Source organism: Streptomyces litchfieldiae, from assembly GCF_031845365.1.
Taxonomy (GTDB): Bacteria; Actinomycetota; Actinomycetes; order Streptomycetales; family Streptomycetaceae; genus Streptomyces; species Streptomyces litchfieldiae.
Genome location: NZ_JAVREL010000016.1, coordinates 115,023 through 136,604, shown reverse-complemented (window position 1 = coordinate 136,604; position 21,582 = coordinate 115,023). Strand labels below are relative to the sequence as shown.

18 protein-coding genes are annotated in these 21,582 nt (G+C 73.5%); 8 read left to right on the top strand and 10 right to left on the bottom strand.

What is annotated here, in order from left to right:
* The first annotated feature begins 45 nt into the window (after positions 1-45).
* The 3 genes from RM590_RS25085 to RM590_RS25075 all read left to right on the top strand — a co-directional run bounded on the left by RM590_RS25085 (position 46) and on the right by RM590_RS25075 (position 1,981).
* Complete coding sequence (locus RM590_RS25085) at positions 46-690, top strand: MBL fold metallo-hydrolase (RefSeq protein WP_311706972.1); 645 nt, start codon at positions 46-48, stop codon at positions 688-690.
* Between the two features lie 11 nt (positions 691-701).
* Positions 702-1,481: an exodeoxyribonuclease III gene (locus RM590_RS25080; RefSeq protein WP_311706971.1), complete on the top strand. Its 780-nt coding sequence runs from the start codon at positions 702-704 to the stop codon at positions 1,479-1,481.
* Positions 1,482-1,555: 74 nt separating this feature from the next.
* Entirely contained in the window at positions 1,556-1,981 is a 426-nt protein-coding gene (locus RM590_RS25075; protein WP_311706970.1) for a DUF6278 family protein, read from the top strand.
* A 21-nt stretch (positions 1,982-2,002) separates the two neighbouring features.
* Here RM590_RS25075 and RM590_RS25070 read toward each other — a convergent pair whose 3' ends face one another.
* Positions 2,003-2,767, bottom strand: a complete 765-nt coding sequence (locus RM590_RS25070) for a GntR family transcriptional regulator (RefSeq protein WP_311706969.1) — start codon at positions 2,765-2,767, stop codon at positions 2,003-2,005.
* A 66-nt stretch (positions 2,768-2,833) separates the two neighbouring features.
* On the bottom strand, positions 2,834-3,577 hold the full coding sequence (locus tag RM590_RS25065; protein WP_311706968.1) for a hypothetical protein: 744 nt from the start codon (positions 3,575-3,577) through the stop codon (positions 2,834-2,836).
* Positions 3,578-3,771: 194 nt separating this feature from the next.
* On the opposite strand from RM590_RS25065, the gene RM590_RS25060 reads away from it, so the two are divergent.
* From RM590_RS25060 to RM590_RS25050, 3 genes are all read left to right on the top strand, one after another.
* Positions 3,772-4,614 (top strand): nitrilase-related carbon-nitrogen hydrolase, encoded by an 843-nt coding sequence (locus RM590_RS25060; RefSeq protein ID WP_311706967.1) that lies wholly within the window; start codon positions 3,772-3,774, stop codon positions 4,612-4,614.
* The gene (locus RM590_RS25055; RefSeq protein ID WP_311706966.1) at positions 4,611-5,933 is read left to right on the top strand and encodes an aspartate aminotransferase family protein; all 1,323 of its coding nucleotides are present in this window, start codon (positions 4,611-4,613) and stop codon (positions 5,931-5,933) included. Before RM590_RS25060 ends, RM590_RS25055 begins: the two co-directional genes overlap by 4 nt.
* 63 nt (positions 5,934-5,996) lie before the next feature.
* On the top strand, positions 5,997-6,389 hold the full coding sequence (locus RM590_RS25050; protein WP_311706965.1) for a hypothetical protein: 393 nt from the start codon (positions 5,997-5,999) through the stop codon (positions 6,387-6,389).
* Here RM590_RS25050 and RM590_RS25045 read toward each other — a convergent pair.
* On the bottom strand, positions 6,386-7,543 hold the full coding sequence (locus RM590_RS25045) for a phosphatidylinositol-specific phospholipase C1-like protein (protein ID WP_311706964.1): 1,158 nt from the start codon (positions 7,541-7,543) through the stop codon (positions 6,386-6,388). The genes RM590_RS25050 and RM590_RS25045 overlap by 4 nt on opposite strands.
* Positions 7,544-7,754: 211 nt before the next feature.
* On the opposite strand from RM590_RS25045, the gene RM590_RS25040 reads away from it, so the two are divergent.
* On the top strand, positions 7,755-9,620 hold the full coding sequence (locus RM590_RS25040) for an AfsR/SARP family transcriptional regulator (RefSeq protein WP_311706963.1): 1,866 nt from the start codon (positions 7,755-7,757) through the stop codon (positions 9,618-9,620).
* Here RM590_RS25040 and RM590_RS25035 read toward each other — a convergent pair.
* The 6 genes from RM590_RS25035 to RM590_RS25010 form a co-directional block, all read right to left on the bottom strand.
* A complete protein-coding gene (locus RM590_RS25035; protein WP_311706962.1) occupies positions 9,574-12,219 on the bottom strand; it encodes a helix-turn-helix transcriptional regulator in 2,646 nt (881 codons plus the stop codon). The genes RM590_RS25040 and RM590_RS25035 overlap by 47 nt on opposite strands.
* 122 nt (positions 12,220-12,341) lie before the next feature.
* Positions 12,342-14,348 carry an enoyl-CoA hydratase-related protein gene (locus tag RM590_RS25030; protein ID WP_311706961.1) on the bottom strand — a complete coding sequence of 669 codons (2,007 nt, stop codon included), beginning with the start codon at positions 14,346-14,348 and terminating at the stop codon, positions 12,342-12,344.
* 20 nt (positions 14,349-14,368) lie between these two features.
* The gene (locus tag RM590_RS25025) at positions 14,369-15,583 is read right to left on the bottom strand and encodes an acetyl-CoA C-acetyltransferase (protein WP_311706960.1); all 1,215 of its coding nucleotides are present in this window, start codon (positions 15,581-15,583) and stop codon (positions 14,369-14,371) included.
* On the bottom strand, positions 15,580-16,605 hold the full coding sequence (locus tag RM590_RS25020; protein ID WP_311706959.1) for an LLM class F420-dependent oxidoreductase: 1,026 nt from the start codon (positions 16,603-16,605) through the stop codon (positions 15,580-15,582). Before RM590_RS25020 ends, RM590_RS25025 begins: the two co-directional genes overlap by 4 nt.
* Positions 16,605-17,405, bottom strand: a complete 801-nt coding sequence (locus RM590_RS25015; protein WP_311706958.1) for an SDR family NAD(P)-dependent oxidoreductase — start codon at positions 17,403-17,405, stop codon at positions 16,605-16,607. Before RM590_RS25015 ends, RM590_RS25020 begins: the two co-directional genes overlap by 1 nt.
* Positions 17,406-17,453: 48 nt before the next feature.
* A complete protein-coding gene (locus RM590_RS25010; protein ID WP_311706957.1) occupies positions 17,454-18,419 on the bottom strand; it encodes a 3-oxoacyl-ACP synthase III family protein in 966 nt (321 codons plus the stop codon).
* A gap of 467 nt (positions 18,420-18,886) precedes the next feature.
* On the opposite strand from RM590_RS25010, the gene RM590_RS25005 reads away from it, so the two are divergent.
* Positions 18,887-19,906 (top strand): methyltransferase, encoded by a 1,020-nt coding sequence (locus tag RM590_RS25005; protein ID WP_311706956.1) that lies wholly within the window; start codon positions 18,887-18,889, stop codon positions 19,904-19,906.
* Between the two features lie 132 nt (positions 19,907-20,038).
* Here RM590_RS25005 and RM590_RS25000 read toward each other — a convergent pair whose 3' ends face one another.
* Positions 20,039-21,139 carry an FAD-dependent monooxygenase gene (locus RM590_RS25000; RefSeq protein ID WP_311706955.1) on the bottom strand — a complete coding sequence of 367 codons (1,101 nt, stop codon included), beginning with the start codon at positions 21,137-21,139 and terminating at the stop codon, positions 20,039-20,041.
* Positions 21,140-21,582: the final 443 nt, after the last annotated feature.

Here is a 21,582-nt window from a genome sequence, read left to right as displayed (position 1 = left end):
GGGGCGTGCGGGCGGCTGTCAGTCGCCCGTAGCACAATGGCCCGCATGGAGCTCATCAAGAAGGGCCACGCCTGCGTCCGGCTCACCAAGGACGGCCGCACGCTCGTGATCGATCCGGGCGCGTTCAGCGAGGAGGACGCCGCGGTCGGGGCGGACGCCGTGCTCATCACGCACGAGCACCCGGACCACTTCGACGAGGGGCGGCTGCGGGCCGCCCTCGACGCGGCCCCCGGCGCCGAGATCTGGACGCTGCGGAGCGTCGCCGAGCAGCTTTCCGGCGCCTTCCCGGGCCGCGTGCACACGGTCGGCCGGGGGGACACGTTCTCGGCCGCCGGCTTCGACGTCGAGGTGCACGGCGAGCTCCACGCCGTGATCCACCCCGACATGCCCCGCATCACGAATGTCGGTTATGTCGTGGATGGCGCGCTCTTCCACCCCGGCGACGCGCTGACCGACCCCGACCGCCCGGTCGGGACCCTGCTGCTGCCCGTGCACGCCCCGTGGAACAAGTTCTCCGAGATCGTGGACTATGTGCGCCAGGTCGGACCCGACCGCGCGCTGGCCGTGCACGACGGGCTCCTCTCCCCCGCCGGCCTCGCGGTCTACGGCCGCAATCTGAGCCCCCAGGGCCCCGGCATCGGCGCCACCGAGTACGCCCGGCTGGCCCCCGGCGAGTCCGTCACCGTCTGAAGAGAGCCGTCATGCGCATCGCCACCTGGAACATCAACTCGATCACCGTCCGCATCGACCGCCTGCTGGCCTGGCTGGAGCGCAGCGGCACCGACGTGCTCTGCCTCCAGGAGCTCAAGTGCGACGCCGCGGCCTTCCCCACCGAGCGGCTGCGGGAGCACGGCTACGAGGCGGCCGTGCACGCCGACGGCCGGTGGAACGGCGTGGCCGTGCTCTCCCGGGTCGGCCTGACGGAGGTCGAGACGGGCCTGCGGGCCGGCCCCGAGTTCGACGGCAAGGCGGAGCCGCGGGCCGTGGCCGCCACCTGTGGCGGCGCCCGGGTGTGGTCGGTCTACGTGCCCAACGGCCGCGAGGTCGGCCATCCGCACTTCGCGTACAAGCTGCGCTGGCTGGCCGCGCTGAAGGACACGGTGGCCCAGGACGCGGCGGGCGAGCGGCCGTTCGCGGTGCTCGGCGACTTCAATGTGGCGCCCGCCGACGAAGACGTCTACGACCTGGCGCAGTTCGAGGGCGCCACCCATGTCACGGATGTGGAGCGGGCCGCGCTGGAGGCCCTGCGCGGCACCGGCCTGTCGGATGTCGTGCCGCGCCCGCTCAAGTACGACAAGCCGTTCACCTACTGGGACTACCGCCAGCTCTGCTTCCCGAAGAACCGGGGCATGCGCATCGATCTCGTCTATGGCAACGCGGCGTTCGCCGGCGCGGTCAAGGACGCGTATGTGGACCGCGAGGAGCGCAAGGGCAAGGGCGCCTCGGACCACGCGCCGGTCGTCGTGGATCTGGACGCGTAGTCCGGGGGGCCGGATTGAGCCGGGGACGCGCGCCCTGTGGTGCCCCGGGCCTCCAAGATGCGACCCTGGAACACATGAACATCCCTTTCCTGGACAACTGGCGCAAGAGGCCCGTCGCTGAGGCGACCGGTGCCTGGTCCGATCCCGAAGGGGTGGCCGAGCTGCTGTCCGAGTGCGAACTCCTGCGCAACCGGGCGAAGCAAGCCGGAGTCGTGCTCGGCGACAGCCCCGTCTCACTGGAGGCCCTGGACCAGCTCCTGCCGCGCTGGCGGGACGATCCGGAGGAGCTGCCCTGGCTCGCCAACGATGTCGGGCTGTATCTGGGCACCGTCATCGTCCGCACCGTGCCCGGCGCCCACTGGGGCCCGGGGCCCGACGGGCGTCCCGTCGTGGTGATGGCCTCGGGCCGGGAGGTGGACGTGGTCACCACCGGCCAGGAGTGGGCGGACACCGGCGCCCCGGAGCTGTCCCAGGTCTACGCGGAGGTCGCCGAGTCCTGACCCCGGGGCGCGGCGACGGCCTCAACCGCCGAAGGAGATGGCGTACTCCAGCCGCCAGCGGTCGCCCAGCACGATCGTGTCGGACGTCTCCACCGGGCGGTCGTCGGCGTCGTAGTGGGTGCGCTCCACAGCCGTCACGCACTGGCCCGGGGCGCAGCCGAGCGCCTCCGCCTCCGGGCTGGTCGCCGGGCGGGAGCCGACGACCTCCTTGGCGTGCACCACGCGGATGCCGATCGCCGCGAACCGGCCGCGCACCCCCCGGCGGGCGTAGGGACCGCGCTCGGGGAAGACCACGTCCGTGCCCTCCGTGAGGGCCAACGGCTCCCAGCTCGTGGCCAGTTGGAGCGGGCGGTGGTCGGCCAGGTACTCGTACTGGGTGCACATCACGCGCTCGCCCGGCCGGACCCCGAGCCGCTCGGCGATCCCGGGCGGCGCCACCGTGGTGGTCGAGGTGGCCTCCCACGCGAGGTCCGGCTGTCCGTTCACCCGGCCGCCCGCGACGCTGATCCGGGCGGCCAGCGGCGTGTCCACCGCGTCGGTGGACCGCACCAGCGCGCCGATCGGCGCCCGGTCGCTGACGAACACCCCCCGCCCGAACTGGCCGGTGGCGTACCCGGCCGCCTTCAGCACCCGCACCGCCCGGTCCACCGTCTGATCACTCGCCCGGTAGGACCGCTTGAGCTCGGCGCGGGAGGGAATCCGCGCCCCGACCACAAGCACCCCCTCGTCGATCTGCCGCCGGAGGTCGTCGGCGATCCGCTGGTACATCGGCCGGGTGTCGCCCATCCCCTGTCTCCCTTCCGCAGGCTGCGCTGCCCTACGTACCCCTGGGCCAGGCTACGTCACACGGTGTCAGACGTCCTTACTGGTGGTGAGCTTCGGCTGAGGACTGGTGGCCGTGCGTGTCACATCCTTGAGCAGTTCCACCACGTCGGGTCCGTATGCCTGGGAGTTGACCACCTTCAGCAGCAGGCAGAAGTTGCCGCCGGAGCCGTACTTGCGGGCCAGTCTCGTGTGGTACTTGGCGAGGTAACGGGTGGCGGCCTGGTTGGTGATCGAGCGCTGGCCGCAGGCCAGGAACACCGGCCGCCCCTGCTGCCCGGCGGTGAGGCGCGCCAGCAGCACGTGCTCGACCGAGCCGTTCTCCAGCCGGTAGCGCTCGCTGCCGATGAGGAACGCGCCCCGGTCCGGCCCCGGGTCGGGGTCGGTGTTCACCGCCACGCCCGGCAGAAGACTGTGCAGGTGGGCGGCCATGCGGCGGTTGCTCACCGGTCCCCCGATGCAGAACTCGGTGCGCTCCCCGAAGCCCTGCTGGGCGGTCTCCCCCGATATCACCTGTGCCTTGGCGCCACAGTTCTTGACGACCGCCGCCAACTCCAGCAGCGCGAAGACGTCGTTGCGCGCCACCGCGCCGTCCGCGCCGGTTTCCCGGCCGACCACGACGAGGCATTCGGAGTTGTCGGGCAGCCCGAAGAAGCCCTGGAGGCGGCGCAGCGAGCGGTTCTGGCGGTAGCCGCGCAGGAACCAGCCGAGGATGAGCGCGGCGACCGCTGTCGCGGCCACGGCGATGAGGAGCGAGCGGACGTCGTCATTCATGGCCGGGAATCTACCGGCGCGAGCGGAGGCGGACGAGCCCCTTCTGCGCGACGCCGGGCGCTGGGCGGCCGCGAGCGGAAACCCAACCGAAGCGGCGACGTTACGCCCACGGTCTTGCCACGGTGAGTGACGGAACCTACCGTCGATCTACGCGTGTCAAGCCCGCGCCCCTGCCACGACGACGGGAGCAGACCATGGCGGAAGCAGTCCGTGCCGCGCTGGTGCAGACGACCTGGACCGGCGACACCGAGTCGATGATCGCCAAGCATGAGGACTACGCCAGAGAGGCGGCCCGCCAGGGCGCACGGGTCATGGGGTTCCAGGAGGTGTTCAACGCGCCCTACTTCTGCCAGGTGCAGGATCCGGAGCACTACCGGTGGGCGGAGGCGGTGCCGGACGGCCCGACGGTCAGCAGAATGCGCGAACTCGCCCGGGAGACCGGCATGGTGCTGGTGGTGCCCGTCTTCGAGCTGGAGGACTCGGGCCACTACTACAACACCGCCGCGGTCATCGACGCGGACGGCACGTTCCTCGGCAAGTACCGCAAGCACCACATCCCGCAGGTGCACGGCTTCTGGGAGAAGTTCTACTTCCGGCCGGGCAATCTGGGCTGGCCGGTGTTCGACACGGCCGTGGGCCGGATCGGCGTCTACATCTGCTACGACCGGCACTTCCCCGAGGGCTGGCGGGAACTGGGCCTGGCCGGCGCGCAGTTGGTCTTCAACCCCTCGGCGACCTCGCGCGGGCTGTCGGCGTACCTGTGGAAGCTGGAGCAGCCGGCCGCCGCCGTGGCCAACGAGTACTTCATCGCCGCGATCAACCGCGTCGGCGCCGAGCCCTACGGCGACAACGACTTCTACGGCACGAGCTACTTCGTCGATCCGCGCGGCCAGTTCGTGGGCGAGGTGGCCAGCGACAGCAAGGAGGAACTGGTCGTGCGCGACCTGGACTTCAGCCTGATCGACGAGGTACGGCAGCAGTGGGCGTTCTACCGGGACCGCCGCCCGGACGCCTACCGGGGACTGGTGCGCCCGTGATCGGGGCGAACGACCCGCACGAGGGGCTGCTGAGCCGGCACGAGGCCGTGCTGCCGGAGTGGCTGGCGCTGTACTACGAGCGGCCCATCGAGCTGACGCACGGCGAGGGCCGGCACGTCTGGGACGCCGAGGGGAACCGCTATCTGGACTTCTTCGGCGGCATCCTCACCACCATGACCGCGCACGCCCTGCCGGAGGTCACCAAGGCGATCGCCGAGCAGGCGGCGCGGATCGTGCACTCCTCGACCCTCTATCTGAACCGGCCGATGATCGAGCTGGCCGAGCGCGTCGTCGCGCTGTCCGGCATCCCCGACGCCCGGGTCTTCTTCACCACCTCGGGCACCGAGGCGAACGACACCGCGCTGCTGCTCGCCACGGCCCACCGCCGGTCCAACCAGGTGCTGGCCATGCGCAACAGCTACCACGGCAGGTCGTTCTCCACGGTCGGCATCACGGGCAACTCGGCCTGGTCGCCCACGAGTCTGTCGCCGCTCCAGACGCTGTACGTGCACGGCGGCGTCCGCACCCGGGGCCCGTTCGCGGCGCTGCCGGACCAGCAGTTCATCGAGGCGTGCGTCGCGGATCTGCGGGACGTCCTGGCCCAGAACCGGGGCGGGGTGGCCGCGCTCATCGCCGAACCGGTGCAGGGCGTGGGCGGGTTCACCTCGGGGCCGGACGGGCTGTTCGCCGCGTTCCGCGAGGTGCTGGCCGCCGAGGGCATCCTGTGGATCAGCGACGAGGTGCAGACGGGCTGGGGCCGGACCGGCGACCACTTCTGGGGGTGGCAGGCGCATGACGCGGCCGGGCCGCCGGACATGCTGACGTTCGCCAAGGGCATCGGCAACGGCATGTCCATCGGTGGCGTGGTGGCGCGGGCCGAGGTGATGAACTGCCTGGACGTGAACTCGATTTCGACGTTCGGCGGCAGCCCGGTGACCATGGCCGCGGGCCTGGCGAACCTGGGGTATCTGCTGGAGCGCGACCTCCAGGGCAACGCCCGGCGGGTGGGCGGGCTGCTCATCGAGCGGCTGCGGGCCGCGACCGCCGGGCTGGACCTGGTCCGCGAGGTGCGCGGGCGGGGGCTGATGATCGGCGTCGAGCTGGTGGCGCCCGGCACCGACGAGCCCTGCCCGCCGGCGGCCTCCCTGGCGCTGGAGGCGGCCCGGCGGGCCGGGCTGCTGGTGGGCAAGGGCGGCGGCCCGGGCGGCAGCGTGCTGCGGATCGCGCCGCCGCTGAGCCTCACCGTCCAGGAGGCGGAGGAGGGTGCGGCCCTGCTGGCGGGGGCGCTGCACGAGGCGCGCGCGGAACTGGCGGGCTGAGCCCGCCGCCGGGGGCGGCGAAAGCCGTCGCCCCCGGCCCGGCCGCCTGGCTAACCTGCCCCCATGACATCGGTCCCGGCCCGCCCGTTTCCGCCCCGCCCGCTGCGCGGTGTCCGGGTGCTGCACAAGAAGATCAACTGTGCTCCGCAGTTCGCGGAGATCACCGTGGACTTCGAACCGGCCGCCGAGGGCTTCGCCTTCGAGACGGCGGCGGACCTCGACGTGGCCTACGAGCCGGCCGCGGACATACCCGGATTCCTCACCGCGGCCGCCGAGGGCATCCGGGACCAACTGAGCTTTCCCGAGCACGGGTTGCTGGTGGCCACCCGCGTGGTGCTGGTGGCCGCCCGGGCCCACCCGGAGGGGTCCAGCGAGCTGGCGTTCCGGATAGCGGGGGCGCTGGCGGCGCGCTCGGCGCTGGAGCTGGCCCGGGAGGACGGGCCCGACGGCAGCTAGTTCACGTCCTCCAAGCGGCTGGAACGGCAGGACCGGGGCGCGTTCACCGGGTTGCAGCGCACGGCCGTGTCGCCGGGGAGTTCGGCGGTGTAGTCCGATCCGTACCGCCCGGCCAGTCCGGTCACCGGGAAGTCGGTGCTGATGATCTGCGCTCCCGAGTCCAGGGCGGCGCGCAGCCGTTCGGTGGTGCCCGAGGACGCCTCGGTGAACGGCACGTCGGAGCGGGTGCGCACGTAGTAGCCGCGTTCCACCATGGACCGGATCACGGCCTCGTTCTCGCCGGTGGGGTCGTTCCAGCCGACGAACGCCGCGTCGGCGCGCCCGGGACGGGAGTTGGTGAACAGCACGCGGCCCTCCAGGCTGGGGCGGCCGGTGCGGTAGGCGGCCTGGAGCGCCGGGTCCTGATTGTCCATCAGGAATATCAGCCGGCCGCGCGAGTCACCGAGGCTCGGCCAGCCGTGCCGCAGCACCGACTCCTCCAGGGTCAGGCCGGGCCGGCGCACGTCGTCGGGGGTCACCATGCCCGACTCGGGCACGATGGAGCGGATCTCCGCGTCGAGCGCGTCCAGCAAGGCGGGCGTCCAGTCCGGGCCCACCGCGCCGCCGCGCGCCTCGCGCGCCGGGTCGGTGGTCTTCAGCTCCAGCAGCACGGGGATCGGCGCGTGGTCCGGGTGGGCGTCGGACCACTCCTCGACCTGGGTCAGGCACAGCCGCAGCGAGGCGCAGGAGGTGCCGTAGTCGTGGTCGGCCCAGTGCAGCACCTTGAAGCCGGGCTCCTGGAGTTCGGGGTCGGTCAGCGGGCCGAGGCCGGCGTCCGTGCGCACCAGCGGTCGGCCGTACAGCCCGCCCTCGGGGTCGGCGAAGACGTCGAGTTCGATACCGCGCACGCGCTGCGTCTCGAACTGGGCGGGCAGCGAGGCGTGGGAGTACTCCAGGTTCCAGAAGTTGGCGTCGGTGGCGCTCTGAGCCGCCTTCTCGGCGAAGCTCAGCTCGCGGTGGTAGCTGTTGTGCGTGCCGATGGCCTGGATCTCGTTCATCCGCACCTCCGGTGCCGCGCTCCCGGCCGGGGCGGCGCCCGACAGTGCCGGGGCGACGGCGGCGAGAGCGGCGAGGACGGCCGCGGTCCGGCGGAGGCAGACGGCTGGGCGGGGCATGGGCTCCTCCTGGGGGCGATCGTGCGAGCGAGGCCCGACCCTGCCCGCGGCGGGTGACCGGAGGCTGCCCGGTGGCCACCGCCCCGGTGAACATCCGGAACGCTCCCGCCGCCGGGTCGTGAACGGCGGGCCGCTCCGGGGGGCGCCGCCGCTGTCCGGGAGCCGGTCTTCTCGGATCACTCGCCAACTCGACCGACTTACACTGCCGTTCATGTGGTTCACGGTGCTCGGGCCGGTGCGGGCCTGGTCGGACGGTGTCGAACGCGACCTGGGGCAGCCCAAACAACGGGCCCTGGTGGCACTGCTGCTGGCCCGCGGCGGGCAGCCGGTGAGCATGGCCGAGATCGTCGGCGTGCTGTGGGGCGACAATCCACCCAGCAGCGGGGTCAATGTGGTGCACCGTCATGTGGGCGTGGTGCGCCGGCTCCTGGAGCCGGGGCTGCCCGCCCGCGCGGCCGGGCACTGGCTGGTGCGCGGCTCCGGCGGCTACCGGCTGAACGTCACGGCGGGCACCCTCGATCTGCTGCATTTCCGCCAACTTCGCGACCGCGCACGCCGCGTGGCGCAGGCCGGGACGCCCCAGGAGGCGCTGGAGCTGCTGGCCGAGGCGCTGGAGCTGTGGCAGGGCCCGGTCGCCGCGGGGATCCCGGCGGAGGTGCGGGAACATCCAGTGTTCACCGCCGTGGAACGGGAGCACACCGCCGCCGTGCGCGAGGCGGCCGACGCGGCGCTCGCGGCGCGCGACCCCGAACGGGTGCTGACCGCGCTGGCCGGGGCCGCCGCCCAGCACCCGCTGGACGAGACGTTACAGGCCCGGCTGGGGCGGGTGCTGGCCGCCGCCGGACAGCAGGCGGAGGCGCTGGACGTCTTCCGGACGGTGCGGTCCCGGCTCGTCGAGGAGCTGGGCATCGAGCCGGGGCCCGAGCTGCGCCGGGCCCATCAGCAGGTGCTGCGACAGGGCTCGGCCGGCGCCGCCCCGGCGGGCCCCGGGCGGCGCCCCGACGAGTGCCCGTTCCCGGAGCGCCCGGCGCAACTCCCGGCCGACCTGCCGGTCTTCACCGGCCGGCGCGCGGAACTGGCCCGCGTGCGGGAGCTGTTGCCCGCCGAGGGCGAGCAGTCGGCGACGGTGGTGATCAGCGCGATCGGCGGCGCGGCCGGGGTCGGCAAGACCACGCTCGCGGTGCACTGGGCCCACGAGATCGCGCACCGCTTCCCGGACGGTCAGCTCTACGTCGACCTCCACGGCTTCGACCCGCGCGGCTCGGCGCTGGACCCCGGCGAGGCCATCCGGGTCCTCCTCGACGCGCTGGGCGCGCCGCCGCAGCGGGTCCCGGCGACGCTGGACGCGCGGGCGGCGCTCTACCGCAGCCTGCTGGCCGGGCGCCGGGTGCTGATCCTGCTGGACAACGCGCGGGACACCGAGCAGGTCCGCCCGCTGCTGCCCGGCAGCCCCGGCTGCCTGGTGATCGTCACCAGCCGCAACCGGCTGCACGGCCTGGTCGCCGCCGAGGGCGCCCACCCGCTGCATCTGGACCTGCTCAGCGCCGAGGAGGCCCGGGAAACGCTCGCCCGCCGGCTGGGGGCCGAGCGAATCGCCGCCGAACCGGCGGCCGTTGAGGAGATCATCGCGCTGTGCGGGCGGCTGCCGCGCGCGCTGGCCCTGGTCGCCGCGCGCGCCGCCGTCGGCCCGGGCTTCTCGCTGGCCGAGATCGCCGCCGGGCTGCGCGAGGGCCGTGGCGCGCTGGACGCGTTCGAGGACGCCGATCCGGCGACCGACACCCGCGGCATCTTCGGCTGGTCCTGTCCGGTGCTCAATCCGGCCGCCGCGCGATTATTCCGACCGTCGTCCCCACTCCCGGTCCGCAGGGGACCGGGAGCGACCGGCCGGGCCCACCCGGTGCCGGCGGGGCGCACCGGCGGCTGTCCGACCACGTTCGTCAACTCGCCGGGTCCGCCGCCCGGTTGCGCCTCTTCCCGGCGGCCGTGCTCGACCTCGCGGCGGCCCGGCCGGGCGGCGCCGGGGTGGTTGTTCACGGCTCCTCGCGAAAGGCGGTCTCGGCGTCGAGGAGGCCGGTAAGGGCGGTGCGGGTGGCGACGCCGGTCTTGGCGTAGACGGTGTCCAGGTCTCCGGCCACGGTGCCGGGTGACAGCGCCAGGCGGCGGGCCACCTCCTGGTCGGAGCGGCCGTCGGCGACCAGCCGCGCCACGTCGGCCTCGCGCGCGGTCAGCCGGTAACGGGCGGCCCAGGGCCGGGCGTTGGGCGGGGCGCCGGCGGCGCGAAGCTCGTCGTCGGCGCGGCGCTGCCAGACGTCGGCGCCGAGTGCGGCGAATGTCTCGCGGGCGCGGGACAGGTGGGCGCGGGCGTCGGTGAGCCGGTGGCGGCGGCGCAGCCAGGTGCCATAGACGAGGTGGCTGCGGGCCGCCTCGAAGGGCCAGTTGGTGACGGCGTGCCGGACGAGCGCGGCGCGGTACCAGCGTTCGGCGGTGGCGCCGGGGGCCAGCAGCGCGCGGGAGCGGGCCAGCAGGCCGGCCAGCAGCGGCGAGGCGAGGGTGCTGTTCTGCCGCGCGGCACGGGCGATGTGGCCGCGGGCCTCGGCCTCGCGGCCCATCAGGTGCGCTGCGGTGACAACGTCGGCCAGCGCCCACCGCGCCACGGTGTCGTGGCCGGTGCCGTCGTAGTCCGGGGGCAGCGCCCGGAGCCGGGCGTACGCCTCCTCGACGCGGTCCTCCCCCAGCGCGGCCAGGCCGCGCGCCCAGCGGGCGCGGGCGATGAGCAGCCGCTGCGGGCCCGTGAGCGCGAAGTCCAAGACGTCCTGGGTGAGTTCGGTGGTGGCGGCGGTGTCGCCGCGCCAGGCGGCGCGGTGGGCGACGCCGGCCCGCAGCGTCATGGCGGCGGTGCGGTCCCGGGCGGCCTTGGCGAGTTCCAGGCCCTGGGCGGTGTGGTGTTCGAAGTCGCGCAGCCGGCCGAGGTGGAGTTCGGTGTGCTGGAGCGTGGTCAGCAGGGACAGCGCCGGTCCCCACCGGCCCTGGGCGTGCAGATCGGCGAGCGCGGTCCGGGCCGCGGGCACCAGGGGCGCGGCCTCGTCCACGGCGCTCGCCGCCGCCAGCGTGCCGGCCAGCCCCGCGAGGTCGGGGGTGCGGGCCTCGGCCGCGAGGGCGGCGCGCAGCCGCCGGGCGTGCCGGGGGGCGTGGGTGAGGGTCAGGGCCGCCACCAGCCGGGGGTCGCGGCCGCGCGGCCGGGTGCCGGGTTCGCCGGTGAGCGCGCCGGCGAACCGGGCGGCCCACACCGGGTCGCCGAGGCTGTCGGTGACCCGGCCGGCGGCGGCGACGAGGTCCGGCGGGAGGCCGTCGGCGCACCGCACCGCGTCCAGGAGCAGCGGCATCGCGTCGCCCGAACGGCCTTGCGTGGCATGGGAGGTGAGGCCGCGCAGGGCGAGGAGCACGGCCGCGGCGCGGCCGTCGGCGGCCGGCCCGGCGGCCCGGTCGAGGAGTTCGGCGAGCCGGTCGGCGCGGCCGGCCTCCCAGGCGGCGTGGGCGGCGCGGGCCAGCCGGGCGGCCCGGGCACCCTCCTCGGCGCTGAGCTCGGCGGCGGCCTCCCAGTCAGCGGCGGCCTCGGCGACGGCGCCGCGGCGGCGCGCGTGGGCGGCGCTCTCGTCGAGCGCGGCGGCGGCGTCCTCGTCGGGCCCGGCCGGCGCGGCGGCCAGATGGCGGGCGCGCCGGACGGGCTCCGCGGCGGTGACGTCGGCGAGCGCGCGGTGGGCGGCGCGGCGTTCGGCCCCGTCGGCGGTGAGCCGGGCGGCGGTGCGCAGATAGGGGTAGTGGAAGCGCAGGTCGGCCCGGTCCGGGTGCAGCCAGCCGGTCGCCTTCGCCCGCTCCAGCCCGCCGGCCGGGAGCCCGGCGGCCTCGGCGGCGGCGCATACGACCGCGCGCTCCGCCGGTTCGCAGACGGCGGCCAGGAGGAGTAACCGCCGGACGTCGGCGGGTAGTTCGGCCAGTTCTTCGGCGAGCGCGCGGTGCAGGCGGTCGCCGAGCGGGAGGTGCGCCGAGGGCGTCGGCGCGTCGGGGTGGGTGTCCGGCAGCGCGGCGGCGAGTTCGATCAGGGCGAGCGGGTTGCCGGCGGCCTCGGCGGCGATTCGGGCGCGGGTGCGCGCCGTCAGCGCCCGGGGCTGGGCGCGCAGCAGCCGGTCGGCGGCGCCGCTGGTCAGGGGCCGCAGCCGCAGGGTGCGCGGGGCGGGCACGTCCGGGCCCGGGGGCAGGTCGTGCCGGGCGGCGATGAGGAGGCCGGCGCCGGGGGGCGGCCGGTGCGCGGCGGCCCGCAGCGCGCGCAGCGACGCGGCGTCCCACCGGTGGGCGTCGTCGATGACGGCGAGCACCGGGCCGTCGCGGGTGGCGGCGGCCAGCGCCTCGGTGAGCGTGGTGGCCGCCGGGTCGAACGTGCCGAGGAGGCGGCGCAGTCCGGCGCCCGGCAGGGACGTTTCGGAGCGGTGGCCGGTGGCGCGCAGCACGCGGGTGCCGAGATGTCTGGTGGCCGACGCGAGCAGGGTGGTCTTGCCGATGCCGGTGTCGCCGGTGAGCAGCAGGGCCGCGCCGTGCTCGCGGGCCCGGTCCAGGAACCGGCGCAGCGCGGCTTGTTCACCGCCGCGTCCGATGGGCTCGATGTGCTGAGGTATGGCCACGGCTGCCTCTCCCCTGTCGCTGACGCCTCGGAGAGTAGGCCGGGAGCACTGGACAAACAGTGACGAAAAAGTGACCGCGGCCCACCGCGCGCGGGGGCCGCGGCGGGGGGCCGTGGAAAACGTCAGTCCGCGAACATCTCTCCCCGCGCGGCCCGTTCGGCAAGCGCGGCGGGGACCTTGAATCGGGTTCCGTAACGGGCCGCCAGCTCGGCGGCGCGGGCGGCGAACCCGGCGGGGCCGCCGCGGTAGCCGTTGATGTACTGGAGGGCGCCGCCGGTCCATGCCGGGAAGCCGGTGCCCAGCAGCGAGCCGATGTTGGCGGCGGTGACGGAGGTGAGGACGCCCTCGTCGAGCAGGCGCACGGTGGTCAGGGCCTCGGCGAACAGCAGCCGTTCCTGAATGTCTTGGAACGGCAGGTCCGGGGCGCCGGGCCGGGGCGCGAAGTGCTCGCGCAGACCGGGCCACAGCCGGGGCCGGGCGCCGCTCCCGGCGCCGGCGGGACGGGTGTAGAAGCCGGCGGCGCGGCCGGGGCGGTCCAACTCGCCCAGCATCCGGGCCAGTACGCGGTCGGCGGGGTGGTCGGGCGCGATGAGGCCGGCCTCGGCCAGCTCGGTGATCAGCGTGAGGGTCAGCTCGTCGGCCAGGGCCAGCGGGGTGGCGCGGAACCCGGCCCGCGCGGCGGCCTGTTCGACGCTGGCGGGCGGCACGCCCTCGCCGAGCAGCGCGATGCCCTCCTTGACGAGGTTCCCGGCGACGCGCGCGGTCGCGGTGCCGCGCGGGTCGTTGACGACGATCGGGGTCCGGCGCAGCCGGCGGACCAGGTCGAACGCGCGGGCCAGCGCCGCGTCGCCCGTCTTGGGGCCGCGCACGATCTCCACCAGCGGCATGGTGCCCACCGGCAGCGCCAGGCCGAGCCCGAGAAGGTCCTCCTGCCGCTGCACGTCCTCGGGCAGCGCGGCGGGGGCCGGGCCGAAGGCGGCGGCGCACAGCAGCGCGTCGGGCGCGGCGTCCCGCTCGGCGGCGGCGAGGCCGGCCGGCTCGCCGACGACGATGTCGCGGTCGGTGGCGTCCGCACCGGGGGCGGTGTCCAGGCCGGCCTCGGCGCAGCAGCGGGCGAACGCGGCGGCCGGGCCGGTGCCGAGGACGGCGATCCGGCCGAGGGGGCGCCGGGGGATGCCGCCGGGTCTGCCGCGGCCGGCGGTGACGGCCTGGAGGTCGTAGAAGAACGCCTGGATCATGTTCTTGGCGGTCTGGCCGGTGGCCACCTCGGTGAAGTAGCGGGCCTCGATGGTCCCGGCGGTGTCGAAGCCGACCTGGGCGCCCTCGACGGCGGTGGCGAGGATGGCGCGCTGGGCCGGGGTGGGCGCGCCGCCGGCCCGCCGGATCAGGGCGGGGGTGAGGGTGGGCAGCACGGCGGCGAACGCGGGGTCGGCGGGGGTGCCGCCGGGGATGCGGTGGCCGGGGACGTCCCAGGGCTGCCGGGCGTCGGCGCTGGTGGTGATGAAGTCGCGGGCGGCGGCGAGCAGTTCGCGTTCGGTGGGCACCAGCTCGTGGACGAGCCCGACGGCGCGCGCCTCGGCGGGGGCGTAACGGGCGCCGTGCAGCAGCACCTTGTCCAGGGCGTCGGTGATGCCCAGCAGCCGCACGGCGCGGGTGACGCCGCCGCCGCCGGGCAGGAGGCCGAGGGTGACCTCGGGCAGTCCGAACCGGATGTCGGGCCGGTCCAGGGCCACGCGGTGGTGGCAGGCGAGGGCGATCTCCAGGCCGCCGCCGAGCGCGGTGCCGTTCAGCGCGGCGACGACCGGTCGGCCCAGGGTCTCGATGCGGCGCAGGTCGCGCTTGATGCCCATGCTCAGGTCGAAGAGGTGCCGCGCGTCCGCCGGCCCGGCGGACCGGAAGTCGTTCAGGTCGCCGCCGGCGCAGAAGGTCCGCTTGGCGGAGGTGATGACGACGCCGGTGACGGTGTCGCGTTCGGCCTCCAGCCGGTCGGCGGCGGCGGTGAGCGCGGCGCGGAACGCCGTGTCGAGGGTGTTCGCGGACCGGCCGGGGGCGTCGAGGGTGAGGGTGATGATGTCGTCGGCGTCCCGGTGCCAGCGGATCGGTGCGGACGGCGGCGTGGGCTCAGGCATGGTCGGTGTTCTCCAGGAGGTCAGACGCGCTCGATGACGGTGGCGATGCCCATGCCGGCGCCGACGCAGAGGGTGGCGAGGCCGTAGCGCAGGTCGCGGCGTTCCAGTTCGTCGACGAGGGTGCCCAGGATCATCGCGCCGGTGGCGCCCAGCGGGTGGCCCATGGCGATGGCGCCGCCGTTGACGTTCACCTTCGCCAGGTCGAGGTCCATCTCGCGCACGAAGCGCAGGGCGATGGCGGCGAACGCCTCGTTGATCTCGACCAGGTCGATGTCGTCGATGGTCAGCCCGGCCTTGGCCAGCGCCTTGCGGGTGGCCGGCGCGGGCGCGGTGAGCATGATGGTGGGCTCGGAACCGACGACGGCGGTGGACAGGATCCGGGCGCGGGGCGTCAGGCCATGGCTCTCGCCGACGGCCGCGCTGCCGACCGCGACCAGCGCCGCGCCGTCCACGATGCCGGAGGAGTTCCCCGCGTGGTGGACGTGCTCGATCGCGTCCAGCCAGTGGTACTTCTGGAGCGCGACGGCGTCGAACCCGCCCTGCTCGCCGATCGCGGCGAACGAGGGCTTGAGCTTGGCCAGCGACTCGGCGGTGGTGCCCGGCCGCAGGTGCTCGTCGTGGTCCAGCACCACCAGCCCGGCACGGTCGGTGACGGGCACCACGGAACGGCCGAACCGGCCGTCCTTCCACGCCTCGGCGGCCCGTTCGTGGGACCGCGCGGCGAACTCGTCGAGCCGGCGCCGGTCGAAGCCCTCCACGGTGGCGATGAGGTCCGCGCCTATGCCCTGCGGCACATAGCCGGTGGCGAGGCTGGTCATCGGGTCGCTGTGCCAGGGCCCGCCGTCGGAGCCCATGGCGACGCGGGACATGGACTCCACGCCACCCGCCAGGATCAGCTCGTCCCAGCCCGAACGAACCCTGGCCGCCGCGATGTTGACCGATTCCAGGCCGGAGGCGCAGAAGCGGTTGACCTGCACGCCGGCGACCGTGTCGGGCAGACCGGCGGCGATGGCGGCGATCTTGGCGATGTCGGACCCCTGGTCGCCGACGGGGGCGACGCAGCCGAGCACGACGTCGTCGACGGCCGCGGGGTCGAGTCCGGGGAAGCGGCGCAGCAGTTCATGGAGGAGGCCGACGACGAGGTCCACGGGCTTGGTGCCGTGCAGCGCGCCGTTCGGCTTGCCGCGCCCGCGCGGGGTGCGGATCGCGTCGTAGATGAAGACGTCGGTGGTCACAGCCAGCCCTTGACCTTCTCGATGAGCCGCGCCGGATCGGGCCCGACGAGGCGGACGTTGAGTTGGGTGACCCCGGCCTCGCGGAACGCCTCGATGCGCTCGCGGACATAGCCCTCGGGGCCGCACAGCGAGACCAGTTCGGCGAACTCGGCGGGCACGGCGGCCTCCGCGTCTCGCTTGCGCCCGTCGAGGTAGAGGTCCTGGACCTTCTCCGCGGCCTCCTCGTAGCCGTAGGCGCGGGCCAGGTCGTTGTAGAAGTTGCGGCCCTTGGCGCCCATGCCGCCGATGTAGAGGGCGATGATCGGGCGGGCCAGGTCGCGCGCGGCGGCGGCGTCCTCGCCGACGGCGAGGATGGTGCCCGCGGCGATCTCCAGCGGGCCGAGCTCGGGGGCGCGCTTGGCGCTCCCCTCGGCCAGCGGCGCCGCCCAGACCTCCTTGGCCTTCTCGGGGACGAACAGGTGCGGCAGCCAGCCGTCGGCGATCTCCGCGGTCAGGCGCACATTGGCCGGGCCCAGCGAGGCCAGCCACACCGGGATCTCCTTGCGCACCGGCCGGTTGAGCAGCTTCAGCGGCTTGCCCAGCGTGCCGCCCTTCTCCGGCGGCAGCGGCATGTCGGTGATCCCGTGGTGAACGATCGTCTCGCGGCGCCAGATGCGGCGGCACAGGTCGACGGTCTCGCGGGTGCGGCCCAGCGGCTTGTCGTAGCGCTTGCCGTGCCAGCCCTCGACGACCTGCGGCCCGGACGCGCCGAGCCCGATGAGGGCGCGGCCCTCGGAGACCGCGTCCAGGCCGGCGCCGGTCTGGGCGATCAGCGCGGGGGTGCGGGAGTAGACGTTGAGGATGGAGGCGCCGATCTTCATCCGGCGGGTGCGGGCCGCCAGATAGCCCATCGTGGTGGGCGAGTCGAAGCCGTAGGCCTCGGCGACCCACACGGCGTCCAGGCCCGCGTCCTCCAGCCGCGCCACCTCGTCGGCGGCCTCGCGGGGGTTGCCCGCGTAGTTGAGCATGGTGGCGAGTTCCATCAGTCACTTCCCTGCCTGGTCGGAGCGGAGGCGCGGTCGCGGGTCACGTGCTGCATGCGCAGGGCGCCGTCGAGCCGGATCGACTCGCCGTTGAGCATCCCGTTGCCGATGACATGCCCGACGAACGAGGCGAACTCGTCGGCGACACCCATCCGGGGCGGGTGCGGAATCCGTTCGACCAGCAGATGGCGGACGCGTTCGGGCACGGCCGCGAAGAGTTCGGTGTCGAACAGGCCGGGCGCGACGTTGACGACGCGGATCTGGTACTCGGCCAGTTCACGGGCGAGCGGCAGCGTCATCCCGGCGACGGCGGCCTTGGAGGAGGCGTAGGCGGCCTGGCCGGACTGGCCGTCCCAGGCCGCGATCGAGGAGGTGGTGACGATGACGCCGCGGTCCTCCTCCACCAGCGGCTGGTCGATGATGCGGGCGGCGGCGAGCCGCACCGTGTTGAACGTGCCGATCAGGTTCGTCTGGATCACCGCGCAGAAGTCGGCCAGGCTCATCGCGCGGCTGCCCGACATGCGCTTGGTGTGCGGCACACCCGCGCAGCACACGACGGTGCGCAGGCTGCCCAGTTCGGCGGCGACGTTCAGCGCCCGCTCGATGTCCTCCTCGTCGGCGACGTCGCCGGCCACGAACGCCGCGCCGGGCCCCAGTTCCTCCGCGGCGGCCTTGCCGGTCGCCTCGGTGCGGCCGGTGATGACCACCTTCGCGCCGGAGTTGAGCAGCAGCCGGGCCGTGGCGAGGCCGAGGCCGGCCGTACCGCCCGTCACCAGCGCCACCGTGTCAGTGAGCCGCACAGCAGACTTCCCTTCTCGAGTCCGGTGTTCCCCGCGGCGGAACGAGCGTCACGCCCGGGGCCCCTCGTACCAGCGCAGGACGACGGCGCCCGCGGTCATGCCGGCGCCGACGGCCACCAGGGCGATGAGATCGCCGTCGCGGAACGGCCGTTCCTCGTGGGCGAGTGCGAGGGTGACGGGCACGGACGCCGACGCGGTATTGCCCGTGCGCTTGCCATAGGTGGGCATCACCTCGTCCGCCAGGCCGACGTACTCGCTGAGATTCCGCACCAGCCGCGGATTCGCCTGGTGCACGACGACGCGATTGAGCTGATCGAGGCGGACCCCGGCCTTGGCCAGCGCGGTATTGAGCAGCTTCGGGCCCATCTCCATCACGACGCCGGCGACTCCGCGGCCGTCCATCACGAACCAGTTGCCGCCCCGGGGAACGGCGGCCAGGGAAGTCTGCGTGCCCTCCGCCCACAATTCGGTGGCGAGAATGCCGTATCCCTCGGGCACCGGGCCGAGCTGCACCGCGCCGGCCCCGTCGCCGAACAGCGGCGCGGTGCGCCGGTCCTGCGGATTGATGAACCTGGTGAATACGTCCGCGCCTATCACCAGGGGGGTCTGGGAGACGCCGGAGTGCACCAGGCCGGTCGCGGTGGCCAGGGCGTAGACGAATCCCGAGCAGGCCGCGTCCACGTCGAAGGCCGGCACGCCGGTCAGGCCGAGCCGTTCCTGGACGAAGGGCGCGGTGGCCGGGCACTGCCGGTCGGCGGTGAAGGTGGCGAGCACGATCATGTCGGGCGTGACCGGTGAGCCCTCGGCCGCGCGCTCGGCGGCGCGAACGGCCAGGTCGGCGGTGGTCTCCTCCGGCGCCGCGTGGTGCCGGTACTCGATTCCGATGCGGTCATGAATCCACTGGAGCTCGACTCCCGCGCCCTCGGCGATGGAATCGTTGGGCACTGGCTCGCCGGGCAAATAGGCCCCGAGGCCGACGATGCCTAACGAGGTCTTACTTCCGGTGACAGTCACGTCCCAACCCAGCCCTTCTCCTTTAATTCATTTCCCTGTCCGCCGAGATACGCGACGGGCACTCCGGAGAATATTCGCAGCTCAACACCCTGGTCGGTCAATAACTATAGGGAGGGTCCGTCAGGTCCCCCGGAGTGTCCGGTGGACCTGACATATCCTGTCGACTTTCCCGGGGTTAATACCGTGAATTCAGCACGGGCTGTGCGGATATGGCCCGGCGGCCGGGCCGGCGCCGGGCCCCGACTTGACAATAAACGCGCCCGGTCGGCGCGGGTGCGGACGTGCACGGAACGGAACGAAGGCCCTCCAATTCGCTGACGCTGCGTAACCAAGGCCGTCTCGGGGCGACTTGACAGATAACCGACCCGGCGCATTACCGGACGAGTTCGGCACGACTAACGTCGCGGCCAACGACATGTTCATACATCGCCCGGCAAACCAGTGGGCACTGCCAACGGAGGAGTTCCATGAGCGAGTCCGAGCAGGAGTTTCAGGATCGCGTCGAGAAGCTGTGCGAAGACATCTTCGGCTTTCTCTTCCCGTCCGCTCTCCGCACCGCTATCCGGCTCGACGTTCCCGACCACCTGGCCAAGGGGCCGCGCACGGCGGCGGAACTGGCGGAGCTGAACGGAGCCAACGCCGCGTACCTGGAGCGGGTGCTGCGTTACCTGGCGACCCGCAACGTCTTCCGTGAGGACGAGGCCGGCCGCTTCCACATGACGCCCGAGGCGGAGCTGTTCCGCTCCGACGCGCAGCCGTCCCTGCGGGACTTCGCGCTGGTCGCCGCCCACGAGGTGGTGCTCGGCGCCGCGGCCCGGCTCTACGACGGCGTCGTCAAGGGCAAGACGGTGTTCGAAGACGTCCACGGCGTCGGCCTGTTCGAGTACATGTCCGGCAACCCCGAGTTCGCCCAGTCCTTCGACAAGGGCATGTCGGCGTTCTCCGACACCGAGAACCCGGTGATCGCGGCCAGCTACGAGTTCCCCGCGGGGGCGACCGTGGTGGACGTCGGCGGCGGGCGCGGGGGTCTGCTGCGGTCGGTGCTGGAGCAGCACGAGGGCGTCAAGGGCATCCTGCTGGACCGGGACCACGTGGTCGCGGGCCACATGCTCGACGTCCCGGAGCTGGCCGGCCGGTGGGAGGCCGTGGGCGGCGACTTCCTGGAGTCGGTCCCGGCCGGCGGCGACTACTACGTCATCAAGCACGTCCTGCACAACTGGTCGGAGGAGGACGGCCTGCGCATCCTGGACGCCTGCCGGCGGGCCATGGCGGAGGGCGGCCGGATCCTCGTCGTCGACGCGGTGATCCCGCGGGACAACGCCTTCCACCCCGGCAAGACCCAGGACCTGATGATGATGCCGATCGTCGACGGGCAGGAGCTCACCAAGGAGGGCTTCCAGGCCCTGTTCGCCAAGGCCGGCTTCAAGCTCACCCGCATCATCGACACGCCGTCGCACTCGTCGATCGTCGAGGGGATCACCGAGTAGGACGAGACGGCAACGGCCATGCCGGCCCCCGGGAGAAGTTCGGCGAACCCGCCGAACCCCGGGGGCCGGTCCGTTGCCGGTGGCCCCCGGATGACGGGGAGGGGGAAGGGCGGGGAAGGGGCGGGGAAGAGGTCACATCCCGTGCAGACAGGGGATGCGGTCGTACATGCCCTCCTGGGACACGGCGCACAGCACCCGCTTGCGCGCCTTGGTGGCGAGGGCGTCCCGGCGCACTCCGTAGCTCCGGAAGACCTGCGGGAAGTCGGCCGCGTCGCAGTCCATCAACTCGCCGAGGCGCACGGCGTCCTCCACCGCCAGATGGCATGTGTGGTGCGAGATGAACGGGAGGGGGAGGTGGAGGGCGTCCCCGGTCAGCACCACCCGGCCGTCGGCCCACTGGCTGACGGGCGTGGTGTCGCGGGTGACCCACATCTTCCAGTCCCCGCCCAGGCCGATCAGGACGCGCACGTCCTCGGCGGCCTCGAGGCAGTCGCTCAGCACGCGCTCGGCGGGGACCGGCGTGCCCGGGTCCGCGTCCTCGGCGTCGTTGTCGCAGTTGACGGAGAGGTCGTAGTAGCCCCCGGTGTCGATGGGGCAGACCACGAACTGCCAGCGGGGCCGCGCCCATACCGTGAGGGCGTTGGACTTCAGGCTCTCGGGCATGTGCTCGGCGGGGACGACGGCGTGGTAGTAGGTGCGCCGCGAGTCCGGGGGTGTGCGGCCGGCCAACTGGCGGCCGATCGTGGAGCAGGCGCCGCCCGCCCCGATCAGGGCGTCGGCGAAGCGGCGTTCGCCCGACTCCAGGAACGCGGTGACTCTCTCGCCGTCCTGCTCGTAGTGGGTGACGCCGGAGTCCGTCACCAGATCGATGTGCGGGATGCGGCGGCAGGCATCCAGCAGGATCTCGAACAGGTCGAGCCGCCGGATCACCACCGGGCTGCCGGCACCGTGGCCGCACTCGTCGGTGGCCGTCGATAAACTGACCAGCCGCTGCCCGGTGTTGCCCTCGACCAGGCTCAACTCGTCGAGGCTCGCGGCCCGTTCGCGCACGGCGTCGCCGATGTCGAGCCGGTCCAGGGCGTCCAGGACACCCGAGGACAGCCGGATGCCGGCCTCGACCTCCTGGTAGGCGCCGGCTCTCTCCAGAACCGTGACCCGGTGGCGCTGCCGCGCCACGCTGAGCGCGGCGGTGAGTCCGCCGATTCCGCCGTCGGCGACGAGGACATCAGCCATGGGGACCGACATGTTCGCCCACTCAGCCAACGCCGGTGTCGTGAGAACGCTGGCGACCGGGCGATATGGACCGTCGTGAATCCCGGCGCGGGCAGAACCGAGGATTGCCGCACGGCAGCGGACGCGGGTAATACCGACGGTGCATCACATCTCATTCCAACTCGTGGTGGTCGATTCGCAGATGATCTCCGCGGCAGTGCGGAGGCGTCAGCTCATCGGGGTGCGCGGACAGCGGCCGAACGCGGCGGTGGCCGCGGAGGCGCAGTCATAGGATCTCCTCACCGTGCGCAAAAAGCGGACCGGGGCGGGGTAAAGCTTCGCCCGGCCTTACTACGATTACCGTATCCCGCAACTCACTTAGCAGTCAAGTATCTCATTCAGAAAGTAATTTACCTTTTGGCGAGTTGGGCACGCAGGTTCGCCCCAGTGTCACGACCGGAACA